The organism is Gemmatimonadaceae bacterium (assembly GCA_035633115.1).
Taxonomy (GTDB): Bacteria; Gemmatimonadota; Gemmatimonadetes; order Gemmatimonadales; family Gemmatimonadaceae; genus UBA4720.
Genome location: DASQFN010000106.1, coordinates 116,385 through 136,124 on the forward strand (window position 1 = coordinate 116,385; position 19,740 = coordinate 136,124).

Here is a 19,740-nt window from a genome sequence, read left to right on the forward strand (position 1 = left end):
TGCGTTCTCTGTGTCTCTGTGGCAGAGTAGTTGTGTTAATTCGGCTCGGCCGCTATCGAAGCAGGAGCAGTCTCTGGATCTCCGCCAGGCGAGCGGGGTCGGCGCCTTGCCGACCGGCGATCTCCAGCGCGGCGAACGACAACCGCCGATAAAGTGCCCGCGCTTCCGGATTGTGTCTCAGCGCCTGAAGATGGCGGTTCACAGTCTCGACGTCGCCGCGCATCACCGGCCCCGTGAGAGCCGATTCCGGATGGCTGTCCGCAATATTCGAGATTGCCGCGTCCATCAGACTATGCACAGCCTGGTGCGCGCTTCGCTCCGGTACACCCACATCGGTGAGAATGCCTGACGCAACGGCCGCCAGCACCACAGGGAAATTCGAGCTGATCACCGCTGCCGCGTGGTAGATGCTCTTCATTCCAGCGGGAATCTCAAGCGTCCGCGCGCCAAGGTGCCCCGCGAGCCGCCTCGAAGCAGCGCGAGCCTGATCGTCGCCGTCGATGCCAATCCACGCTTTTCGCAGGAGCTCCGGTGCGTGATCAGGATTCGCAAATGGGACAAGCGGATGAAAGGTCCCGCCACTGAGCCCCATCTCGCCCAGACGGGGGATCAATGATGGCTCGGCTCCACCGGACGTGTGGACGACGACCGTTCCCGATGCGAGCCGGCGCCGGCCCGATGGAGAAGCTGCGTCCACAAGATCGGCGAGAACGCCGTCGAGCTGATCGTCCCTGACTGCGACAATTATCGTGTTCGCGTCGCCAATCACCGGCGGCCAGGCCCCATGCGATGTCGCAATCGGAGATGGACGCCGCGAATGAAATCCTACAACATCGACACCTGATTCACGGAAGGAGCGGAAGAGTCCGCGACCGACTTGTCCCGCGCCAATTATGAATACGCGTTCGCTCACTCGGTGCCGGCGCTGCGCTGCGCCGCCTGCCTGGCAGACGCGCGCTCCAGCATCCTGGCTTCCGAGGTCACGCCCGTCGCCAGCTCCAGCGCGACAGCTATCGCCTTGTCCGCGGCTACGCGTCGTCTGAACTCCGCCTCGGGGCCGAATACGAATCGCGCGATGTCGTACGCCAGCAGCTGGGAGACAACGTGCGACGATTCGTCGTAAGTCATTCGGGGAATCTCCACGCCCCGCGCAACCATCCTCTTCCACACTTCCTCGAGCATCTGCGGCGTCACCATGAACTTGGGCGTCAGCACTTCACGGCCACCTTTGAGGGAGATCGCGTAGTCCGTTACAGCGTCGCGGAACTGCCCCACCTTCCGGCCGAGCGCAGTCTGAAAAAGGCGAAGCTGACGGTCAGCGGCCGAGTCGGTGACGATGAGATCGGGGGCGATTCCCCCACCACCGTAGACGATTCGGCCGGCGTCTGTTCTGTACCTCTGCGGCAGCTGCCGTGTCCTTCGATCATCACTGTCTTCGCGGAGCACTTGCCTGCTGATCGATCTGCCCGAGGGAGTGTACCAGCGCGCGGTCGTGATCTTGAGCCCGCCAATCTCACCGAGTGGAATGATCGTCTGTGCGCTTCCCTTGCCGTATGTCGGCTCGCCAACCACAACCGCGCGGTCGTGATCCTGCAGCGCGCCTGCGACGATCTCCGCAGCGCTCGCACTTCTGTCGTCAACGAGAACCACGAGGGGCAGCTTCGGCCAGCGCTGCGCCGTCGAGTCGGTGTAGTCGCGGTTCGCGCCGGGCGACCTGCCCTTCAGGCTGACGATCCGCTGCCCCGGGTCTAGAAACATGTCCGCGACTCCGAGGCCCTGGTCGAGCAGTCCCCCGGGATTCGACCTGAGGTCGAGCACCAGAGATTTCATTCCCCTCGAGAGAAGCGCGTTGATGCTCCGCGAAAGCTCACGCGTCGTTGAGTCGCTGAAAGCCTTGAGATCGACGTAGCCTACGCCGTTCGGCAGCATAGCCACGCGGCGTACGGCATTCTGATGAAGGGCGCGTCGCACCAGAGTGAACGGAACAGGCGTCAGCAGCCCTGGCCGCTCGATACGGAACGACAATGACGTTCCTGGACCGCCGCGAAACGCCTTCGTCGCTTCTTCCATCGTCCAATCCCGCGTGGAGCGGCCTTCAATCTCGATGATTCGGTCGCCCGGCTGAATGCCCGCGCGCTCGGCAGGACTACCCGGCAGCGGAGCGATGACGACGAGCCAGCCGTCACGCACGTCGACCTGAAGGCCGACTCCGGCAAAATTTCCACTCGTAGACTCGTTCAATCGGCCGAGCTTGTCGGGGGCGAGAAGCGTTGTGTATGGATCCTCGAGCTCGTAGAGCATTCCCTCGACGGCCTTGCGGTAAAGCAGCGGAGAGTCGACCGAGTCGACGTAGTAGCGCGAAACGTGTCTCAGCACCTGGTTGAAGAGGCGCTCGGCTTCGGCTGGAGTCGTTTCGCCGTCACGAGTTCCACTTACTATCAGCCATCCGCCGGTGACGAGTGACCCCACGAGTATGGCCGCGACAGTCATCGTTCGCGACCTGAGTCCGGGCGAAATGTCGAGTCTCACGAGATGGTCTCCTCCCGCAGCGCCGCAAACCTGTTCGGCATTGCCTGCAGCAGAGCAGTGAGTACGCGAGCAAACACTTCCTCACGCGCTCCGCGACCATCCACCTTTACGATCGGGCCACACTCGGGATGTTTTGCCTGCCACTCGGCGGTGCCGGCCTCAGCGAACGCTCGCTCCACACGCTGGTGAAAATCCTCACCGGAGCTCTCGATTCGATCATGGATCCCGCGCATTGCCGCGCGGTCGATCCCGTCAGCAGATGGAAAGTCGAGGACGATTGTGAGGTCGGGAACGATTCCACACGTGGCGAGGCAGTTCGCCCCCCGCACATCGGCCTCGGGCAGGCCACGGCCGGCGATCTGATAAGCGTAGGTCGAGAGGAAGAAACGGTCCATGAGCACCACGTCACCGCGCTTGAGAGCCGGCTTGATCTCACGGCTTACGAGCTCGGCGCGAGAGCCCATGAAGAGCAGGGCCTCCGCCGCCGGCGTAACGTCACCCGTTGGTTTGAGCAGAATCTCACGGATCGTGTCGCCCACCGGCGTTCCCCCAGGTTCGCGCAGCGGCACGACAGGGACGCCAGCGGCGCTCAGACGATCGGACAGCAGTCGAAGCTGAGTCGACTTGCCTGACCCTTCCGTTCCTTCGAACACCACCAGCTTGCCCCGCTCCATGGCGCAACTCAGCTCAGCGTGATGATGGAGCTCGTCGCGCCCTTCTTCATGCCTTCCATGATCCAGTTATTCACCTGGTACATCACCTTGTCGAAGTTCTCCTGCGCGGCGATCGCCCGTTGATACGCCGAGTTTCCCTGCACTTTCATGAGTAGATCGTCGAGCTGCTGCTCGAGCTCGGGCGTTGGCTGATCGCCCCGCTGGATCATCTGCTGCGCCTGCACTCGAAGCTTCTCCATCTGCTGCAGCACGCTGACCGCATTGCGGTCGCCGTTCAACGCTTCGCTCGACTTCTTCACTGCCTGGTACTCGGGACTCTGCCCGATGATCCGTCCGAGCTCTTTCGCCTTCTCCTCGAGCATTCCATCTCCAATCACGACCGTGTCTCCGCGTCAGGCGCGCGAAGCGAAGACAAATCGCTCGCGCCCGGTGAGGTCCAGAACCACGCTGACATCCGTGTAACCGCCATCTGACAGCACCAGCTCCGCGACGAGTGAGGCGCGGCGCTCATCGACTTCGAGCGCCAGAGTTCCGCGACGGTCCAGAAGAGACTTTCCTTTCTGCACAATCGCGGCCGTAATGGCCAGGCCGTTCGAACCACTCAACAGCGCCGTCGGAGGCTCCCAGCTCCTCACGCTCGGCGGAAGATGGTCGGCCTCCTCGTAGGCGATGTAGGGCGGATTTGACACCAGCAGGCGCGCTTTGATGTCGCGCACGGGCGCGAGAAGCGATCCGCTCCGGAACTCCACCGGACACCGGAGCGCCGCGCCCATGATTCCGGCGTTCGTTCTTGCAACATCGAGGGCGTCCAGCGAGGTGTCCGTCCCCACTACGCGAGCGAAACAGCCTTCAGCCGCGAGCGAGAGCGCAATCGCCCCCGAGCCCGTTCCAATGTCGACGGCCGTTCCCCAGTCTGCGCCACCGGGATTTGCCGCCCCGAATCGCGTCAGTATCTCCTCGACGAGAACCTCGGTTTCCGGACGCGGTATCAGCACTCGCTCATCCACGCAGAGAGTGAGCGAGCGGAATTGTGCGCTGCCAACGGCGTAGGCGAATGGCGCCCCCGCAACGAGGCGCTGAGCCGCGACTCGGGCCGCGTCAGCTACCTGCGGTTGCAACACGACATCGCCGGCAAGGACGCTCCAGTACCGGGAAACGTGCAGGAGTGCAGCAACGATGTCGCGCGCGGTGTTCCGCGAATCGTCAGGTCCGCCACGCCCGAGAATGGACGCGAGCTCGTCAACCACCGAGCGAACTGTCCCGTCAAGGGTGCGTGCAGCGGGCGACGAATCGAGGGACTTACTCACCGAGCCTGTCCTCCGCATCAGCGTTCCGGAGCGCTTCGACGAGCGGGTCGATTTCGCCGCTCATCACTTTGGAGAGCTCGTGCATCGTGAACCCGATGCGATGGTCGGTCACTCGATTTTGCGGGAAATTGTAGGTGCGTATCTTTGCCGAGCGGTCGCCGGTGCCGACCTGCGTTTTCCTCATGCGCGACCGCTCCGCCTCCTGCTTCGCGATCGTGGCGTCGAGCAGGCGTGCCCGCAGCACTTCCATTCCCTTGAGCTTGTTCTGGAGCTGGGACTTCTGGTCCTGCTGGCTGACGACGATGCCGCTCGGTATGTGCGTGATTCGGACGGCCGAGTCCGTCGTGTTGACACTCTGCCCGCCTGGGCCTGAAGATCGGAAGACGTCGATCCGGAGGTCCTTGTCCTCGATCTTGATGTCTATCTCCTCCGCTTCGGGAAGGACGGCGACGGTGGCGGCGGATGTATGGATGCGCCCCTGATTCTCGGTGACCGGAACACGCTGCACGCGATGCACGCCGGATTCCCAGCGCATCGTTCCGAAGACTCCTTCGCCTTTCACCTTGAAGATGACTTCCTTGATCCCGTCGAGGGCGCCCTCGGACAGCGACATTATCTCGACCTTCCAGCCACGACGCTCCGCGAAGCGGGTGTAGAGGCGGAACAGATCGGCGGCGAAGATCGCGGCCTCATCTCCGCCGGTTCCGCCGCGGATTTCGACGATCGCCGGCCGATCGTCGAGCGGATCGTGCGGAATGAGGGCCGGCTTGATTCGCTGCTCGAGCTCGGCGATCGAGGTTTCGAGATGCGTCTGTTCGTCACGCGCGACGGCGGCCATCTCGGGGTCATCGATCGCAACGAGCTCGCGGACTTCCGCGAGCTCGTCGTAGTACTTCTGCAGCTTTTTTGCCATCTCAACGAGTGGATTGAGATGGCGAAGCTCGCGTCCCAGCGCTGCCATGCGCTGAGCGTCTCTTACCGTCTTCGGATCGGAAAGCTGTCGCTCGACTTCGCCGGCCCGTTCAACAGCCTCGGCGAGGCGATCGCGGAGACTCAGCTGTTCGTCGAGGCCGGAGCGGCCGGAGCGGCCGGAGCGGCCGGAGCGGCACTCGAGGCCTGGCCCTTGGAGTACTTCTGACGGAAGCGCTCGACCCTGCCGGCGGTATCAACGAGCTTCTGTTTGCCGGTGAAAAACGGGTGGCACTGGGCGCAGATGTCGGTGTGAATCTCGGCTTGCGTGGAGCGGGTTTTATAGGTGTTGCCGCACGCGCACTTGACGGTCGCGGTTGCGTACATCGGATGGATATCGGCTTTCATCGGAGTCTCTTGTTGACTTTTTGTACAGCTTTGAAATATCGCGAAAGCGACCCAGTTTTACAAGCGAAGGCAGGCAGTTCAGTGTAGCATTGAAATAGAAATGTCCGCTTTGGTTGAAATAGAAATGTCCGCCTTCGGGCTACCTTCGAGCCGACCTGATTTGGCCGAGGGAGGAGATGCTGACATTGAGCCTTCGACAGCGCGATCGCCTGGCAGTGTTGCGGCGGCCAGCGGCGCTCAGAGCCCCGGCAGGAAGGGAAGCCGCTCAAAGAACGAGCCGAACTCCTGAGCTCAGTGGAGAGGGTAGTCTTCAACGCTCGAAGACTACCCTTCCCCCGACAACAGTCATCAGAACCTTGACGTCGCGAATCGCCTCCCGGGCGATTCGCGTAACGTCGTTGTCGAGTAGAACGAAGTCGGCGAGCTTGCCGCGCTCGATCGACCCCTTTTTGTCCTCGTCGAAGGAGGCAAATGCCGCGTTCACGGTATAGGCCCGCAACGCATCCTCAACGTCGATCTTCTGCTCCGGAATCCATCCGTTGGGATTCCGGTCGTCGAGCGTTCGCCTGGTGACAGCCGCGTAAATCCCTTCCAGCGGAGTCGGCGGAGCGACGAACCAGTCGCTTCCAAAAACGAGCCGGGCGCCGGCCTCACGCAGCGAGCGGAACGCATACGTCGTCTTGGCCCGCTCGCGACCGATCACTCCCTCCGCCCACCTGCCGTCGTCTATAGCATGATAGGGCTGCATGCTCGGAATCACTCCGAGAGTGGCGAAGCGCGGGATGTCAGGAGGCGCTATGTGCTGCGCATGCTCGATCCTGAAGCGCCTGTCGCGAGGACCATTCTCCCGCGCAATCCGCTCGAAGATGCCGAGCTGCAGATTGATCGCCCGGTCGCCGATAGCGTGCACCATTACCTGCAGACCGGCACGATCGGCGTCCCTGATCCGCCCGTAGAGAGTCTCCGGATCCTCTACGAGCAGCCCCGAATCTGCCGGCGAGTCGGTGAACGGGGAGAACATTGCCGCGGTGTGCGAGCCAAGTGAGCCGTCGATGAACGCTTTGAGACCGCCGATTCTCACCCAGTCGTCGCCTTTCCCTCGGGCCGCGACGGTGTCACGCAGCTGCTCCCATTCACCGAGCTGAGCGATCGAGTAGATGCGAGTGATCAAGCGGGCCGAGCGATGCGCGCGCTCGATCGTCGCAAGACTTTCGATGGTTCCCATGTTGTGCACCGACGTCACTCCGCGTTCGGCGACGTACCTCATCGCGGCGTCGAGAGCACGATCGCTCAGCTCGGGGCCAGCCGGTGGCTCAACGCGGTCGACAAGTGATCGCGCGTTGTCCTTCAGGATCCCTGTTGGACTTCCGGACGCGTCGCGGACAATCGTGCCGCCTGCGACATCGGCTGTGGAAGCGTTGATCTTTGCCAGCGCGAGCGCCGCGGTATTGGCCAGCGCCATGTGGCCGTCGAGGCGCGATACCCACACCGGGTTGTTTGGGGTGACCGAATCGATCCAGTCGCGACGAGGGAGCTCCCCTCCCCAGTTCTGGTGGTCCCAGTCGCCACCAGTGATCCAGGCACCGGCCGGTATGGTAGCGGCGAACGCTTTGATGCGAGCGATGAAGTCAGCCGGAGTGCGTGCGTCGCGCAGCTGAACGGAGGAGAGACGAAATCCGCCGGTGATGAAATGGACATGCGAATCGATGAATCCCGGCGTCACCATTCCGCCCCTGGCATCGATCAGTCTCGCAGAAGGCGCAGCTCGCGCGAGCTTGGCGACTTCGGCACTCGAGCCCACCGCGACTATCCTTTCGCCGGAAACCGCGAGCGCAGTTACCCATGGCTGTGTCGGGTTCCCGGTCCAGATGCGCGCGTTCACAACTGCGAGCGTGAGTGGCGAGGTCGGTGTCATGCGCGGAGTGCAGCCGGTGAGAAATGCAACGGCAAGCGATAGAGCAAAGGCACGAATGGTCGTCAACTCGCAGCGACTGCTGAACGCCGACGGCGGAACCGCGCCGGCACTATATCTCCGCCTGCGAGTGCCAGCGCCAGGCCGAGGTGAGTTGGGAGCAGCAAGGCAATAATCTCATGATTCTCCTGATAGAAGCCCGGTAGGATCTTCATGACGAGGCCGATACCGGAGAGCGCCACAATGATCCATGCCAGCTGGAGTGTACGCCTCCCAACCAGCGGCGAATTTGCGTCCCTTCGCGCCCCCGATCGCAGATGCGCGAGAATCATGACCGCGAGAATCAGTGAAAGAGGCGTTGCCTGAAGGACATTTTCGTTCCGATAGCTGTGGACGTGATTCGTCAGCGTCCACAAAGCGATGAGGCCGGTGCCCGCGATGCCGATGGCGAAACTTGCGATGCCAGCTACAAGCAGGAACACCGGACGCAGCGCGCCGGCTCTAGCCCTTGCCGCTTGAGCCAGCCCCGTGAGTATCGCGAACAGCAGGCAGGCCATTGGTAAAAAGTCCACGGCCGATCGCCCGGCGCCCCTTGGCTCGGGCTCACGCGTCGCCGCGAACAGCGTGTCTTCGCTCAAGATCAAATGGACGAGCTTACCCGTTCCATCGCGCACCTCGGCGTCGCGGAGCATCTCGCTGAGCCGGCCAGGGAGGAACGCGAGCTCCCAGCCCGTGACACGGCGATCCACGGGCTGACCAAGCCCCAGCATCGTACCCGTGTACACGGGAATGTCGCTCTCCATCAGCCGTCGAGTCTCATACCGATAGGTAAAGCCGCTCAGTCCTGTCTCCATTTGAGGCCTGAGTGCTCCGCCCAGGGCGAGGTCGATCACGTCGCGAACACGCGTCGAACAGTTGTCGAGGTAATAGTCGTAGCTGTAGAAGCGATTCTCCGGCAGAGCGTTCCATTCGACGAACCGCGCGAGCGCCGTTCGCTGAGCCGGCGTGAGATTCAGCTCCTGGGCAATCACCCACCGGTTCGACCGTCGGTAGAAATCGACCGTACTCTCGAGGTCCATGCCGCCCATCCAGTACCGCATGTCGCCCCTCAGGAATCGCGACATGAAATCGGAAGCTGCGAAATCGAACAGACCCCAGTTGTAGGCGACGTCGGTGTTCTTCGCCTTGTCGTGAATCCAGATCGCGTTGTGTCCGAATTTTTCCCAGATAGCGTCGCCCGGCCCCATCGTCATCAGATAGATCGTCAGCTGGGAGCCGGGCACCTGAGCGTCGGACCCCGCCGCCGCACGCGGAGGGGGCTCGGCCGGCTGGGCAACTGCATTGTCGCCAGCCACACTCACGAGGAAGACCGCGACTAACGCGGAAAGACTGTAACGACTGGCTACGGTGAGAGCTCGGGCCAGCGGGTTCGGCGCGAGCCTCAAAGCGCGATCTCGCGGCCCTCTTCGGCGGACCGGTAAATCGCGTCCACCACTTGCATCACTTTCAGCTGATCAGTTGGCGGCTCGTAAGCGGCCTCCTCGCGGAGCATGGCGACGAAGTGCGCCAGCTCGGCGCGGTACGACTGCAGGAATACGCTCTCCCGCGCCGCCGCACCCGTGGGAGAGACGTTCGTGGGTCTGCCGTTGAGCTCCTTCACGACTCTCAGCGGCGCCAGCCGGGCGCTGCCGCGACTCGAGAGCACTTCGAACCACCACCGCTCCTCCTGTCCCACGTACGCCCAGGAAATATCGAACGAGTAGTTGATTCCGCCGGCGCATTGAAGGTGGACGAGCATGGTGTCCTCCACCGCACCGGGTCGTGGCCTGTCCATGTGAGCCGACACCCGGACGGGATCCGGGAAATCAGTGAGCCACAGGGCAAGATCGAGAAGCGGATACCCGTGCTCGAAGAACGCGCCTCCACCAGCTTCGGCTTTTCGAAATCGCCAACCCTGTTTGCCCGCGCTGAACTGGTACTGGCCCGCGCGCATGCCGACAATCCGCCCAAGCTCGCCTCCCTGCAGAAAGCGGTTGAGCTGCTGAACGTCGCTGCGAAAGCGATGGTTGTTTCCGACCACGACCATTCTCCCTGCCTTCTCCGCCGATGCAAGAATGCGGTTCACTCCGGCGGTGGTGAGCGACAGCGGCCGCTCGCACAACACATGGACCTTCGACTGAAGCGCGCGGAGAACGTGCGGCTCATGCAGATGGTTGGGGGTCGCGACAATCACGGCGTCAAGCCTGTCGTACTCCAGCAGCTCGTCGATGTCCGTGAAAACGTCGGGAACACCCAGTCGCTGCGCGAGAGCGCCTGCTTTAGGCCCGTCGTTATCGCAGATCGCGACGAGCGTCGCACCCTTGATCTTCGCCAGCACGGGCAAATGCGCGAGCTGTGCAATCGCGCCTGCACCAACCAGCGCGATTCTGAGGTCGGGCGGCTGAAACCGCTCGGTCTCGAGCGCCGGCTCGCCGCGCGACGGAGTCCTGGTGCGGCTACCCGTCAATCGATAGGTCCCACTGTGGTGCCCGGGTAATAGGTGGTGAGAATCGTCTTGTAGTCCTGGCCTGCGCGCGCCCGGCCAATTGCGCCCCACTGACACATGCCAATCCCGTGTCCATAGCCGCCTCCCTTGACCGTCAGCGTGCCGACTTCACCGTTGGGACCGGGAGTGACTTCCGCCGTGAAATATGTGTTGTTCAAAATCGTTCCGCTGGGCGATCGAAGAACAAACCTCACGTCGTCTCCGCGAATCAGATAATTGCCGCGGCTCGTCTGAAATGTCACGGCGCTCACGCGGTCCGACGGCGTGCGGCCCTCGATGCGCACGCCCGTGATCGACCCGATGCTGCCCGAAGGGACGCCCGTGCTGTACTGCGCGAGATACTTCTCGACAGTTGCTTTGAGTTCGGCCCGCTGGAAGATTGTCGTCCACCTGAAGCGCGGCGAAGGGTCGCAGTAGTAACCGTTGCTACCGGGGATGCGGTCGCTCACCGGGCGCAGATACGGCTGACTCGGCTTGCGCCACCACACCTCCTCGACCGACGCCGTGCTCCCGCCACATGTCGAGTGATAGGGCGTGTTGATGACTTTTCCGGCGTACCGCAACACCATGTCCTTGGTGGCTATGATGGCGTCGTCGGCCATCGGCTTCTCCGCATCCGCTCCGCCGTAAACCTGATCCTGTACCGTAGAGTACATGTCGAAAGCGCGACTCCCTGCTTCGGCGATATGGACATAGGAGTAGGTGCGAGCGGCCACGGCCTGCGCCTGCACGGAGGCTTCTTCCCCGGGCCGACGATTGCCAATCTCCAGGGGGACGACGCCACGAAGATAGGACTCCATGCCCAGGCGGTTGACTATCAGCATTCCGCTATCGGTCGCGAAAATGTGGATCTCACCGCGATACCGTTTGCCGTCGTACTTGAGGAGCGCCCCCGGCGTCATCGAGCGGAAGATGTACGGGCCGGAATAGCGCGTGGAAGCGATGGGGCCTTCGCCTCTCGTGTACGCGAGGCGCCCGCTCCGTATTTCGACCCTCACTTCATCGGTCGCTTTGCCCCGAAATATTCGCTGAACGGTGCTTCGATTGTACATCACCCACGCTCCGACGCCACCAATCCTTGCCTCGCGCGCCGAGGTGGCCAGGGCAATTCGAACCGGCTGATCGCGCTGGTCGCCGGCTACGGCTTCGTCGTCAGTTGAGCGTGGCAGCGACGCGCAAGCGACCGCGCCAAAAAAGAAAAGGATTCCCGCCCTGCGCATCGGACCTCCGCGTTCGAAGAAACCTGAATCCGCGAGCCTTTGCGCTTTTGAATGGCACATTCAGGGCCGCCGCTCAGCGGCCGAAACTTCCAATTGTCGCCTCCAGCACAGGAAGGGACAGGATGGCGGGTGAGGTTCTGCGGGCGCGGCGGGGTGGATCATCTGCAACACCGACGACGGAGCCACGGAAATCGTAATCCTCGACTACTTCCTGAATCGCGACGTCCACGAAGCTGCCAGGTTGGAGCGGTTCATCGAGGTGCGTAACGCCGTCGATGTCGTCGGCCTGCCAGGGAAGGCGCGCCTGCGAGCCGTCGGCGTTCTGCCGGTCGACAATAGCGCGGGCCACCGTGCCAAGACGAGTCTCGTATCGCTCCGAGGTTATGAACCGCTGCAGCTCGGACAGCCGCTCCAGTCTCTCGCGCTTGAGCGCGTCGGGCACGTCGTCCTCGAGCTCCGCCGCGCGCGTCCCTTCCTGCGGAGAGTATGTAAACGCGCCCACACGATCGAACGCGACTTCCTCGAGGAACTCGAGCAGCTCGTTGAAGTGCGCCTCGGTTTCTCCCGGGAATCCAACGATGCAGGTGGTACGAATCGCGACACCCGGCACCGCATCCCGAAATCTCGCAACCTTCTCTCGAATCGTCCGCTTTCGCTCCGGCCGCCGCATGCGTGCCAGCACTTCGTCGGCGGCGTGCTGCATGGGCATGTCGAGATATGGAAGAATTCTCGGCTCCCGCGCGACCACCTCCAGAAGCCGAGGCGTGATACCCGCGGAATAGAGGTAGAGCATTCTGATCCACGGTACCGACGTCTCCGCGACGAGCGACTCCAGCAACTCGGGAAGCCGTACGCCGGCGCGCAGATCGCGCCCGTAATGCGCGAGATCCTGAGCGACGAGATTGAGCTCGCGGGCGCCCTGCAACTCAAGCAGCTGCGCTTCGCGCACGATTTCACCACGCGCGAATGAGCGATGCCTTCCACGCATCAGGGGAATCGCGCAGAAGGCGCAGCCATGGTCGCACCCTTCGCTGATCTTCAGGTAGCGGACGTGCGGCAGATCACCCGTGTAGAGTCGTACGCCCGGGTGCAGCACGAATGGATCCGCCGCGCCGATGCCGCGGTCCGACAGCTCCTGCGCCAGTGAGCCCGCCTCGGACGCCCCGAGAAAGAGGTCCACCTCCGGGAGCGCATCGATCAGCTCCGCCTTGTGCCGCTCTACCATGCAGCCGACGGCGACCACCGCGCGACAGACGCCGTCGAACTTGTATCGTCCGGCCTCGACGAGCGCGTCGATGGATTCCTTCTTGGCGGCGTCAATAAAGCCGCATGTGTTGACGATTATCACTTCGGCTTCGGCGAGGTCGGGCGTGAATTCGCCGCCGTACCCGCTGAGATCTCCCAGATATCTCTCGGTGTCGACGGTGTTCTTGTCGCAGCCGAGCGTGACGAAGCCAACCTTCACTGGAGGCTTGCGGGCGATAGCAGCCGCGCGATCATTGTCGGCACGGCGGAGTCAGCGGTAGTTGCCGAACTTGAGCTGGACGCCGAAGTCTTTCTCGCGCAGAAGGGCCATGGCAGCCTGAAGGTCGTCCCTCGACGGGGACGTGACGCGCACCTGATCTCCCTGGATTGCCGCCTGCACCTTCTTGAGCTTGGCCTCCTTGATCGCCGCGGCGACTTTCTTTGCGGTGTCGCCGTCCAGGGCCATCTTGAGCTTTATCTGCTGGGTGACCTTGTCACCACCGGCGGGTTTCATATCGCCAACGTCGAGATTCTTCGTCGGTACGCCGCGCTTGATGAGTTTTGCCTGGAGCACGTCGAACAGCGCCTGCATCCGGAACTCGCTTTCCGCCGTGAGATTCAGCGCGCCCTCGGCGCGGCTGAATTCAATCGACGCAATCGAGCCCTTGAAGTCATAGCGTTGCGCGATCTCCTTCTGCGCCTGATTGACGGCGTTGTCGACCTCCTGGAGATCCACTCCGGTGGTGACGTCGAATGAGCTTTGCTGGGCCATGGTCCAATTTAACCCATCTGTGCGGCTAGGCATCTGTACACTTGCCACAGAATCACAGAAACACAGAAGCATGGGGGAACAGCTCGCGCGGTTACGGACTCTCGGCCCGAGGTGAGTTAATCAAAAAGAAGAGACCTTCAGCGTTGAAGGTCTCATTCGAGCGCGCGATGCCGTTCTGTGTTTCTGTGATTCTGTGGCTGGCTCACTGATGCCGCAAAGACACTATCCCAGGAACGACTCCAATGCCCGGCGGCGCGAGTTGTGTCTAAGTTTCAAGAGCGCCTTCTCCTTGATCTGCCTCACACGCTCGCGCGTGATCCCGAGAAGCGTGCCGATATCCTCGAGTGTCATTGGATCTTCTCCGTCGAGCCCGAAATAGAGGCGAAGGATCTTCGACTCGCGCTCCTTGAGGTTCGACAGCGATTCCTCGATTGCTTCCGAGAGCGCTTTCTCGAAGGTCTGCTCGTCGGGAGTGCGATTGGTGTTGTCAGGCAGATAATCCAGCAGACGGTTGTCTTCCCCCGGCGTCATCGGCGCGTCGAGAGAGAGATGCACCTGCGAGATCAGCATCGTCTTGGCGACTTCTTCCTCGGTGATGTCGAGGCCTTCGGCGATCTCGAGGTGGGTCGGCTGTCGCCCCAGCTCCTGCAGGAGCGTGCTCGCCCGCTTTCCAATGCGGTGCAGCGCACCGGCGCGGTTCAGCGGCACCCTGACAATGCGAGACTGCTCGGCAAGCGCCTGAAGAATGCTCTGTCGAATCCACCACACCGCGTACGAGATGAACTTGATGCCTTTCGTCTCGTCGAACTTGTGCGCCGCGCGGATCAAGCCGAGGTTGCCCTCGTTGATGAGGTCGGAGAGCGAGACTCCCTGATTCTGGTATTTCTTGGCGACCGATACGACGAAGCGCAGGTTCGATCGAACGAGCTTGTCGAGCGCTTCCTGATCGTTGAGACGGATTTTTTGCGCGAGGGTTACTTCTTCCTCGCGAGTGATCAGAGGATAGACACTGATGTCCCGAAGGTACTGGTCGAGCGAGCCTTCGTCGTACGTCGTTTTTCTGTTTACCGAAACCGCCATACCTGATGCTGCTCCTTCCTGCGACCGCGATATTATGGCGGACAACGGCCGCTATCGCGAGCCGGTGCCGCTACTGGATCATCTCCCCGAACCGCTTCCATCGAACTCGCGTGAGCCAGTCGAGCTTCACGCCTCCATCAGGGTCGTAGCTATAATAGACCACCATTGGTTGGCCGCGCACAAGTGAGTCCGCGACGAATCCCCAGTACCGGCTGTCGAGAGAGTTGTCCCGATTGTCACCGAGCACGAAGTAGTTCCTATCGGGGACGACCAGCGGACCCCAGTTGTTACGGGAAGGATGATATCCGGGGAGCGCGTCGAGCGAGCCGATGCTTATCGGTGTGCGCGGGCTCGCCGGCACCGGATGATTTGCACTGAGCAGATAACCCAGCTGCCAGTTGAATTCGTCATCGGAAACGTCGGAGCCAGGCGAGGTATGGGAGACGTATTCCTCGCGCTGCGGCACGCCGTTCCGAATCAGCATTCCATCCCGCATCTCGAGCGTGTCGCCGGCCAATCCGACGATTCGCTTCACGAAATTCTTGGTGCGGTCAACGGGCCACTGGAAGACTATGACGTCGCCGCGCTTCGGCGTGCGGATTCCGGGGAGCTTGACACCGGCGAACGGAACCTCGGCACCGTACACCAGCTTGTTCACGAGCAGAAAATCACCGACGAGGAGAGTGCCTTCCATGCTTCCGGTCGGAATCTTGAATGCCTCGACGAAGAATGAGCGGATGAGGAGGAAGAGGGCGAGCGCCATCACAACGGAGCGGAACCAGTCCCAGGCGAATCGAAGCCCGGACCGGCGTCTGCCGTTTGCCTTGTCGAGTGCGCTCGAGCGCCGTTCTTCACTCACCATCATTACCGCGCCGTCTCCGTGTTCGTCTGACCCAATCACAAGCCCCCTGCCCAGCGCTAATCCGGCGTACCAAGATAATTGTCGATCTGCGCCCGCTGTAACGTTCCAGAAAAATCCGCGTATCCGACCTTGGTCTCCGAGTAGAACTCATAGACCTCCCAGCCGCCCTCGCGATGCCCGTTGCCCGTCTGCTTTACACCGCCGAAGGGCATGTGTGCCTCCGCACCGATTGTCGGCGCGTTCACATAGGTGATTCCGTTGTCCAGCTCCGAGAACGCCCTGAAAGCAGCGTTCACATCCTTGGTGTAAATCGAGGACGAGAGCCCGTACCTCACGCCGTTGTTCACCGCGAACGCCTCTTCCACCGATGCAACCCGGAGGACGGACAGCACGGGACCGAAAATCTCCTCCTGCTCGACCGTCATTCCGGCCTCGACGTTCGCGAAGATAGTCGGCTGGAAGAAGTTGCCCTTTGACAACCCCGCACCCTCGGCCCGTCTACCGCCGCAGATGAGGTGGGCTCCTTCCTCGACGCCAATGTCTACATAACGCTCGACCTTTTCAACAGCGGATTCATTGATCAGTGGTCCAACGTCCGTTCCCGCTTTGCGGCCGTCGCCGAGCTTCAGCGCCTTCACCCGGTCAACCAGCAGCCCCAGGAACCGGTCGTGAATGCCCTTCTGTAAAATCAGACGACTGGTGGCGGTACAACGTTGCCCGGTTGTTCCGAATGCACCCCACAGCGCGCCTTCGAGGGCGAGCTCGAGATCGGCATCGTCGAGCACTATCTGGGCGTTCTTTCCGCCCATCTCGAGCGACAGCCGCTTGTGCATTCGTCCGCAAGTCTCGCCGATGAGTCTGCCCGTCTCGGTAGATCCGGTGAATGAGATGAGTGGAACGTCGGGATGATCGACTATTGCCGCTCCCGCTTCCTCACCTCTCCCATGCACAAGCTGGATCGCTTCCGGAGGCAGACCTGCCTCGAGGAGAATCTCCACCAGCAGCGTTCCGGTATGTGGAACGTCTTCGGCGGGCTTGAACACGCAGGCGTTACCGCAGAGGAGAGCCGGAAACATTTTCCAGGTGGGAATCGCCAGTGGAAAATTGAATGGGCAGATCAGGCCGGCCACGCCGATGGGTCGGCGGAAGCTCATCGCCCATTTGTTGCGCAGCTCACTGGGCGCGGTATGTCCGAAGAGCCGCCTGCCCTCGCTCGCGGCGTAGTAGGCGGTGTCGATGCCCTCCTGAACATCTCCGCGCGTCTCGGTGAGCGGCTTGCCCATCTCGCGCGTCATGGCGTCGGCGATCTCCTCCTTCCGGCGAACCAGAATGTCTCCAACGCGCCTGAGAACGTCTCCTCGCGCAGGAGCCGGCTCAGTCCGCCAGATGGCAAAGCCGCGCCTCGCACTTTCGACGGCGCGGCGGACGTCACTGGCGCCAGAGAGCGGGAACTCCCCAATCAGGTCGGTCGTATCGGCGGGGTTCCGGTTCTCGAACCAGGTGCCCGAATCAGACGCACACCATTCGCCGGCGATGAAATTGTTGAATCGTTTCATTGTAGGAAGAGTGTTACGAGTGCTCGCGTGTCAGTGCGTATCGCTCGATTTTCTTGTAGAGGTTCGACCGCGGCATCTCGACGGCGCGCGCGGTCTCGGAGACATTCCAGTCGAACTCGCGCAGCTTGCCGAGGAGGTACGCGCGCTCGGCCGCATCCTTGAACTCCTCGAATGTGCGGCACTGTGTGAGATTGCCAAGGCCCGTATCATCCGCTGCGCGCGCGCCGGCAAGCCGCTCTACGTCGCGCGCCGTGATCTCGGGGCCGCTGGCCAGTATCAAAAGTCGCTCGACGGTATTCCTCAGCTCGCGCACGTTGCCGGGCCAGTCGAACGATTTGAGCCGCTCCATCGCGCTCTCCCCCATTCTCCTCGGAACTATCCCTTCGCGCTCCGTCAGCACCGCGATGAAATAGGAAACCAGCGCCGGTATGTCTTCGCGGTGCTCGCGCAGCGGCGGAACATGAATCGGCACGACGTTCAGACGATAATACAGGTCCTCCCTGAATCGTCCAGCTGCAATCTCTGCCTCGACATTCTTGTTGGTCGCGGCGATCACACGCACGTCGACGGAAATCGACCGCGCGCCGCCGATGCGGGTGATGACGTTGTCCTGAAGGACACGCAGGACTTTCGCCTGCGCCGCGAGACTCATGTCGCCGATTTCGTCGAGGAAGAGCGTTCCACCGCTGGCCTGCTCGAATTTCCCGGCGCGATCCGCCGTCGCCCCGGTGAAGGAGCCCTTCATGTGGCCAAACAGCTCGCTCTCGATCAGCTCCCCGGGAATTGCCGCGCAGTTGACCTCGACAAAGGTCTTCCTTGCACGCGGAGAGTGTTTGTGGAGGGCGCGCGCCACCAGCTCCTTCCCCGTTCCGTTTTCGCCGGTAATGAGCACTCGCGCCGGCGTGGCGCCCACTTTCTTGATCTTGTCCACCAGCGCGCGCATCGCGCCCGACTCGCCGATTATCTCGTATGGCGCGGTGCTCACGTCGCGCAGCCTGGAATTCTCCTCTCGAAGATCGAGATGGGCGAGCGCGTTCCGCAGCATCACGAGAATCCTGTCGGTATCGAGCGGCTTCTCGAGAATCTCGTAGGCGCCGAGCTGCGTCGCTTCCACGGCTGTCCTGATAGTCGCGTGTCCGCTGATCATCACGACGAGGGCGCTCGGGTCGAGCTCGCGAATTCGCTTGAGCGCTTCGAGCCCGTCCATTCCGCCCATTTTGACATCCATGAAGACGAGGTCGGGCTTCCACTTCTGGTATTCGGCTATCCCGTCGGCTGCGTTGGAGACGGAGTGCACCTCGTAGCCCTCGTACTCGAGCAGCTGACCGAGGGCGGCACGAATGCCCTGCTCGTCGTCAACAACGAGAATGCGACGGCTCACTGAGCGTTTCTGTAGATCGTGATCCGCCCGTTCGAGATCCGGACGTCGGAGATGTAGTCGGGCAATGGCATCGGGAATCCGTTCTGCGCGACACCCGCCGGGATGTCGCCGCGCCGGATCTCAGAGACAAGGGTCGGTACGAGAGCCGAAGGCACCTCGAGCTTCCCGAGCTTTACGTCCTGAACGAGGAACTGTCCAAGTCCCGGTCGTATGACGTTGATGGTTCCGCCAAGCTGCACCGAGTCTCGATCGGTGAGAAAATTGGCGAGTGGACCAAGCACCTTCTTGCCGCCGAGCTCGTTCAGGGCGACGTTGGCCTTTACGTAGAGCCGGTCGCCAATGATCGCAGACTGGATGCTCTGCGCGGAAGGAGGCAGCTGCTGCTTCGCTGCGGCAAGAAAGATGTAAGAAGCCGCCTCGCTGGCTGTCAGGCTGGCGAATACCGGCCCGGAGCGCTGAGCAAGAGAGTTGACTGCCCGCTGGCCCCGCTCGGCGTTGGGCTGCGAGAGCGGCTCCCAGCCACGAACGGTGGTGACTGCGTTGGACCCGGCGCGCCGCGACGGCTCGACACGAGCGTACCAGTACCAGATTCCTGCGCCCAGCAGGAGAATAGCGAGACAGCCGAGTCTTCGGATGCAGCCAAACATGTGTCAGATCCGCGCGCGGGTGATGAACATCGGCGAGGCGGAATATCCGCGGTAGCCGGCCCGAAGCATAGTACCCGGACGGCCCGATTGTGGGCAAACGGCGCGCCGCGCTGCATCGCGTGTGCCACATGATTTCCTTCTTCGGCGATGGCTGAGACGGCACTTCCCCGCAAGACTTTCTTCAGCGGAATGTCCGAACGCCGGCTGCGCTCGAGCTGGCTCCAGCGTGACGACGCCGGGACCTGATGCTTGGCGACGACCCCGCGAACATTCGCGTGACCTTGCTCAACACCCAGCATCAGAAGGTGTCGTCATCGCGTTTCCTGAGCGCTGTCGGAGACGCCCGCTTCATTCCGCAGTTCGCTACAGGAAGCTTCGACGTCGTGTTCTCGAGCTCGGTCATCGAGCATGTCGGCGACTATGCTACCCAGCGGCGGATGGCCGACGAGATTCAACGGGTCGGCAAACGGTACTTCGTGCAGACGCCGAACAAGCGCTTTCCCCTCGAGCCGCACTTTCTTTTTCCGTGGTTCCAATACCTCCCGCTCGGTGCGCTCATGGATGGTGAATCATTTCGACGTCGGCTGGTACAGGCGAATCGCTGACCCCTCCGCAGCGCGGGCAGAGGTCGAGTCCATTCAGCTGCTCACCCGCCGGAGGTTCAGCTCTCTTTTCCTGGCGTCCGCATTCACG

The 19,740-nt window shown here is 62.1% G+C and carries 18 protein-coding genes and 1 pseudogene; 1 reads left to right on the forward strand and 18 read right to left on the reverse strand.

Annotated elements, in window-relative coordinates:
- Positions 1–52 precede the first annotated feature (52 nt).
- The 18 genes and pseudogenes from VES88_14440 to VES88_14525 form a co-directional block, all read right to left on the reverse strand.
- On the reverse strand, positions 53–913 hold the full coding sequence (locus VES88_14440; protein ID HYN82686.1) for a DUF2520 domain-containing protein: 861 nt from the start codon (positions 911–913) through the stop codon (positions 53–55).
- The gene (locus VES88_14445; GenBank protein HYN82687.1) at positions 910–2,529 is read right to left on the reverse strand and encodes a S41 family peptidase; all 1,620 of its coding nucleotides are present in this window, start codon (positions 2,527–2,529) and stop codon (positions 910–912) included. The genes VES88_14440 and VES88_14445 overlap by 4 nt, the downstream gene beginning before the upstream one ends.
- Positions 2,526–3,203 (reverse strand): dTMP kinase, encoded by a 678-nt coding sequence (gene tmk / locus VES88_14450; GenBank protein ID HYN82688.1) that lies wholly within the window; start codon positions 3,201–3,203, stop codon positions 2,526–2,528. The genes VES88_14445 and tmk overlap by 4 nt, the downstream gene beginning before the upstream one ends.
- 8 nt (positions 3,204–3,211) lie before the next feature.
- Positions 3,212–3,580, reverse strand: a complete 369-nt coding sequence (locus VES88_14455; protein ID HYN82689.1) for a YlbF family regulator — start codon at positions 3,578–3,580, stop codon at positions 3,212–3,214.
- A gap of 15 nt (positions 3,581–3,595) precedes the next feature.
- Positions 3,596–4,510, reverse strand: a complete 915-nt coding sequence (gene prmC / locus VES88_14460) for a peptide chain release factor N(5)-glutamine methyltransferase (protein HYN82690.1) — start codon at positions 4,508–4,510, stop codon at positions 3,596–3,598.
- Positions 4,503–5,567: a peptide chain release factor 1 gene (gene prfA / locus VES88_14465; protein HYN82691.1), complete on the reverse strand. Its 1,065-nt coding sequence runs from the start codon at positions 5,565–5,567 to the stop codon at positions 4,503–4,505. Before prfA ends, prmC begins: the two co-directional genes overlap by 8 nt.
- A gap of 71 nt (positions 5,568–5,638) precedes the next feature.
- Positions 5,639–5,827: pseudogene (gene rpmE / locus VES88_14470) on the reverse strand (50S ribosomal protein L31).
- Between the two features lie 310 nt (positions 5,828–6,137).
- Positions 6,138–7,808, reverse strand: a complete 1,671-nt coding sequence (locus tag VES88_14475; GenBank protein HYN82692.1) for an amidohydrolase — start codon at positions 7,806–7,808, stop codon at positions 6,138–6,140.
- Positions 7,805–9,184: a DUF4105 domain-containing protein gene (locus VES88_14480; protein ID HYN82693.1), complete on the reverse strand. Its 1,380-nt coding sequence runs from the start codon at positions 9,182–9,184 to the stop codon at positions 7,805–7,807. The genes VES88_14475 and VES88_14480 overlap by 4 nt, the downstream gene beginning before the upstream one ends.
- On the reverse strand, positions 9,181–10,245 hold the full coding sequence (locus VES88_14485) for a Gfo/Idh/MocA family oxidoreductase (GenBank protein ID HYN82694.1): 1,065 nt from the start codon (positions 10,243–10,245) through the stop codon (positions 9,181–9,183). Before VES88_14485 ends, VES88_14480 begins: the two co-directional genes overlap by 4 nt.
- Positions 10,242–11,504, reverse strand: a complete 1,263-nt coding sequence (locus VES88_14490; GenBank protein ID HYN82695.1) for a SpoIID/LytB domain-containing protein — start codon at positions 11,502–11,504, stop codon at positions 10,242–10,244. Before VES88_14490 ends, VES88_14485 begins: the two co-directional genes overlap by 4 nt.
- 73 nt (positions 11,505–11,577) lie before the next feature.
- A complete protein-coding gene (gene rimO / locus VES88_14495; GenBank protein ID HYN82696.1) occupies positions 11,578–12,969 on the reverse strand; it encodes a 30S ribosomal protein S12 methylthiotransferase RimO in 1,392 nt (463 codons plus the stop codon).
- A gap of 51 nt (positions 12,970–13,020) precedes the next feature.
- Complete coding sequence (locus tag VES88_14500) at positions 13,021–13,521, reverse strand: YajQ family cyclic di-GMP-binding protein (GenBank protein ID HYN82697.1); 501 nt, start codon at positions 13,519–13,521, stop codon at positions 13,021–13,023.
- A gap of 222 nt (positions 13,522–13,743) precedes the next feature.
- A complete protein-coding gene (locus VES88_14505) occupies positions 13,744–14,601 on the reverse strand; it encodes an RNA polymerase sigma factor RpoD/SigA (protein ID HYN82698.1) in 858 nt (285 codons plus the stop codon).
- Between the two features lie 70 nt (positions 14,602–14,671).
- Positions 14,672–15,466 (reverse strand): signal peptidase I, encoded by a 795-nt coding sequence (gene lepB / locus VES88_14510; GenBank protein ID HYN82699.1) that lies wholly within the window; start codon positions 15,464–15,466, stop codon positions 14,672–14,674.
- 53 nt (positions 15,467–15,519) lie between these two features.
- Positions 15,520–17,019, reverse strand: coding sequence for an aldehyde dehydrogenase family protein (locus VES88_14515; GenBank protein HYN82700.1), 1,500 nt, complete (start codon positions 17,017–17,019; stop codon positions 15,520–15,522).
- A gap of 13 nt (positions 17,020–17,032) precedes the next feature.
- The gene (locus tag VES88_14520) at positions 17,033–18,400 is read right to left on the reverse strand and encodes a sigma-54 dependent transcriptional regulator (protein ID HYN82701.1); all 1,368 of its coding nucleotides are present in this window, start codon (positions 18,398–18,400) and stop codon (positions 17,033–17,035) included.
- Positions 18,397–19,047 (reverse strand): hypothetical protein, encoded by a 651-nt coding sequence (locus VES88_14525; protein HYN82702.1) that lies wholly within the window; start codon positions 19,045–19,047, stop codon positions 18,397–18,399. The genes VES88_14520 and VES88_14525 overlap by 4 nt, the downstream gene beginning before the upstream one ends.
- 245 nt (positions 19,048–19,292) lie before the next feature.
- Between VES88_14525 and VES88_14530 the strand changes: the two genes are divergently transcribed.
- Positions 19,293–19,652 carry a class I SAM-dependent methyltransferase gene (locus tag VES88_14530; protein ID HYN82703.1) on the forward strand — a complete coding sequence of 120 codons (360 nt, stop codon included), beginning with the start codon at positions 19,293–19,295 and terminating at the stop codon, positions 19,650–19,652.
- Positions 19,653–19,740: the final 88 nt, after the last annotated feature.

What these genes read in the sequence shown, in the direction of transcription:
- tmk (HYN82688.1), bottom strand. Translation starts at nt 3,203, where the DNA reads ATGGAGCGGGGCAAGCTGGTGGTGTTCGAAGGAACGGAAGGGTCAGGC.
- VES88_14490 (HYN82695.1), bottom strand. Translation starts at nt 11,504, where the DNA reads ATGCGCAGGGCGGGAATCCTTTTCTTTTTTGGCGCGGTCGCTTGCGCG.
- VES88_14500 (HYN82697.1), bottom strand. Translation starts at nt 13,521, where the DNA reads ATGGCCCAGCAAAGCTCATTCGACGTCACCACCGGAGTGGATCTCCAG.
- VES88_14505 (HYN82698.1), bottom strand. Translation starts at nt 14,601, where the DNA reads ATGGCGGTTTCGGTAAACAGAAAAACGACGTACGACGAAGGCTCGCTC.
- lepB (HYN82699.1), bottom strand. Translation starts at nt 15,466, where the DNA reads ATGATGGTGAGTGAAGAACGGCGCTCGAGCGCACTCGACAAGGCAAAC.
- VES88_14515 (HYN82700.1), bottom strand. Translation starts at nt 17,019, where the DNA reads ATGAAACGATTCAACAATTTCATCGCCGGCGAATGGTGTGCGTCTGAT.
- VES88_14525 (HYN82702.1), bottom strand. Translation starts at nt 19,047, where the DNA reads ATGTTTGGCTGCATCCGAAGACTCGGCTGTCTCGCTATTCTCCTGCTG.
- VES88_14530 (HYN82703.1), top strand. Translation starts at nt 19,293, where the DNA reads ATGCTTGGCGACGACCCCGCGAACATTCGCGTGACCTTGCTCAACACC.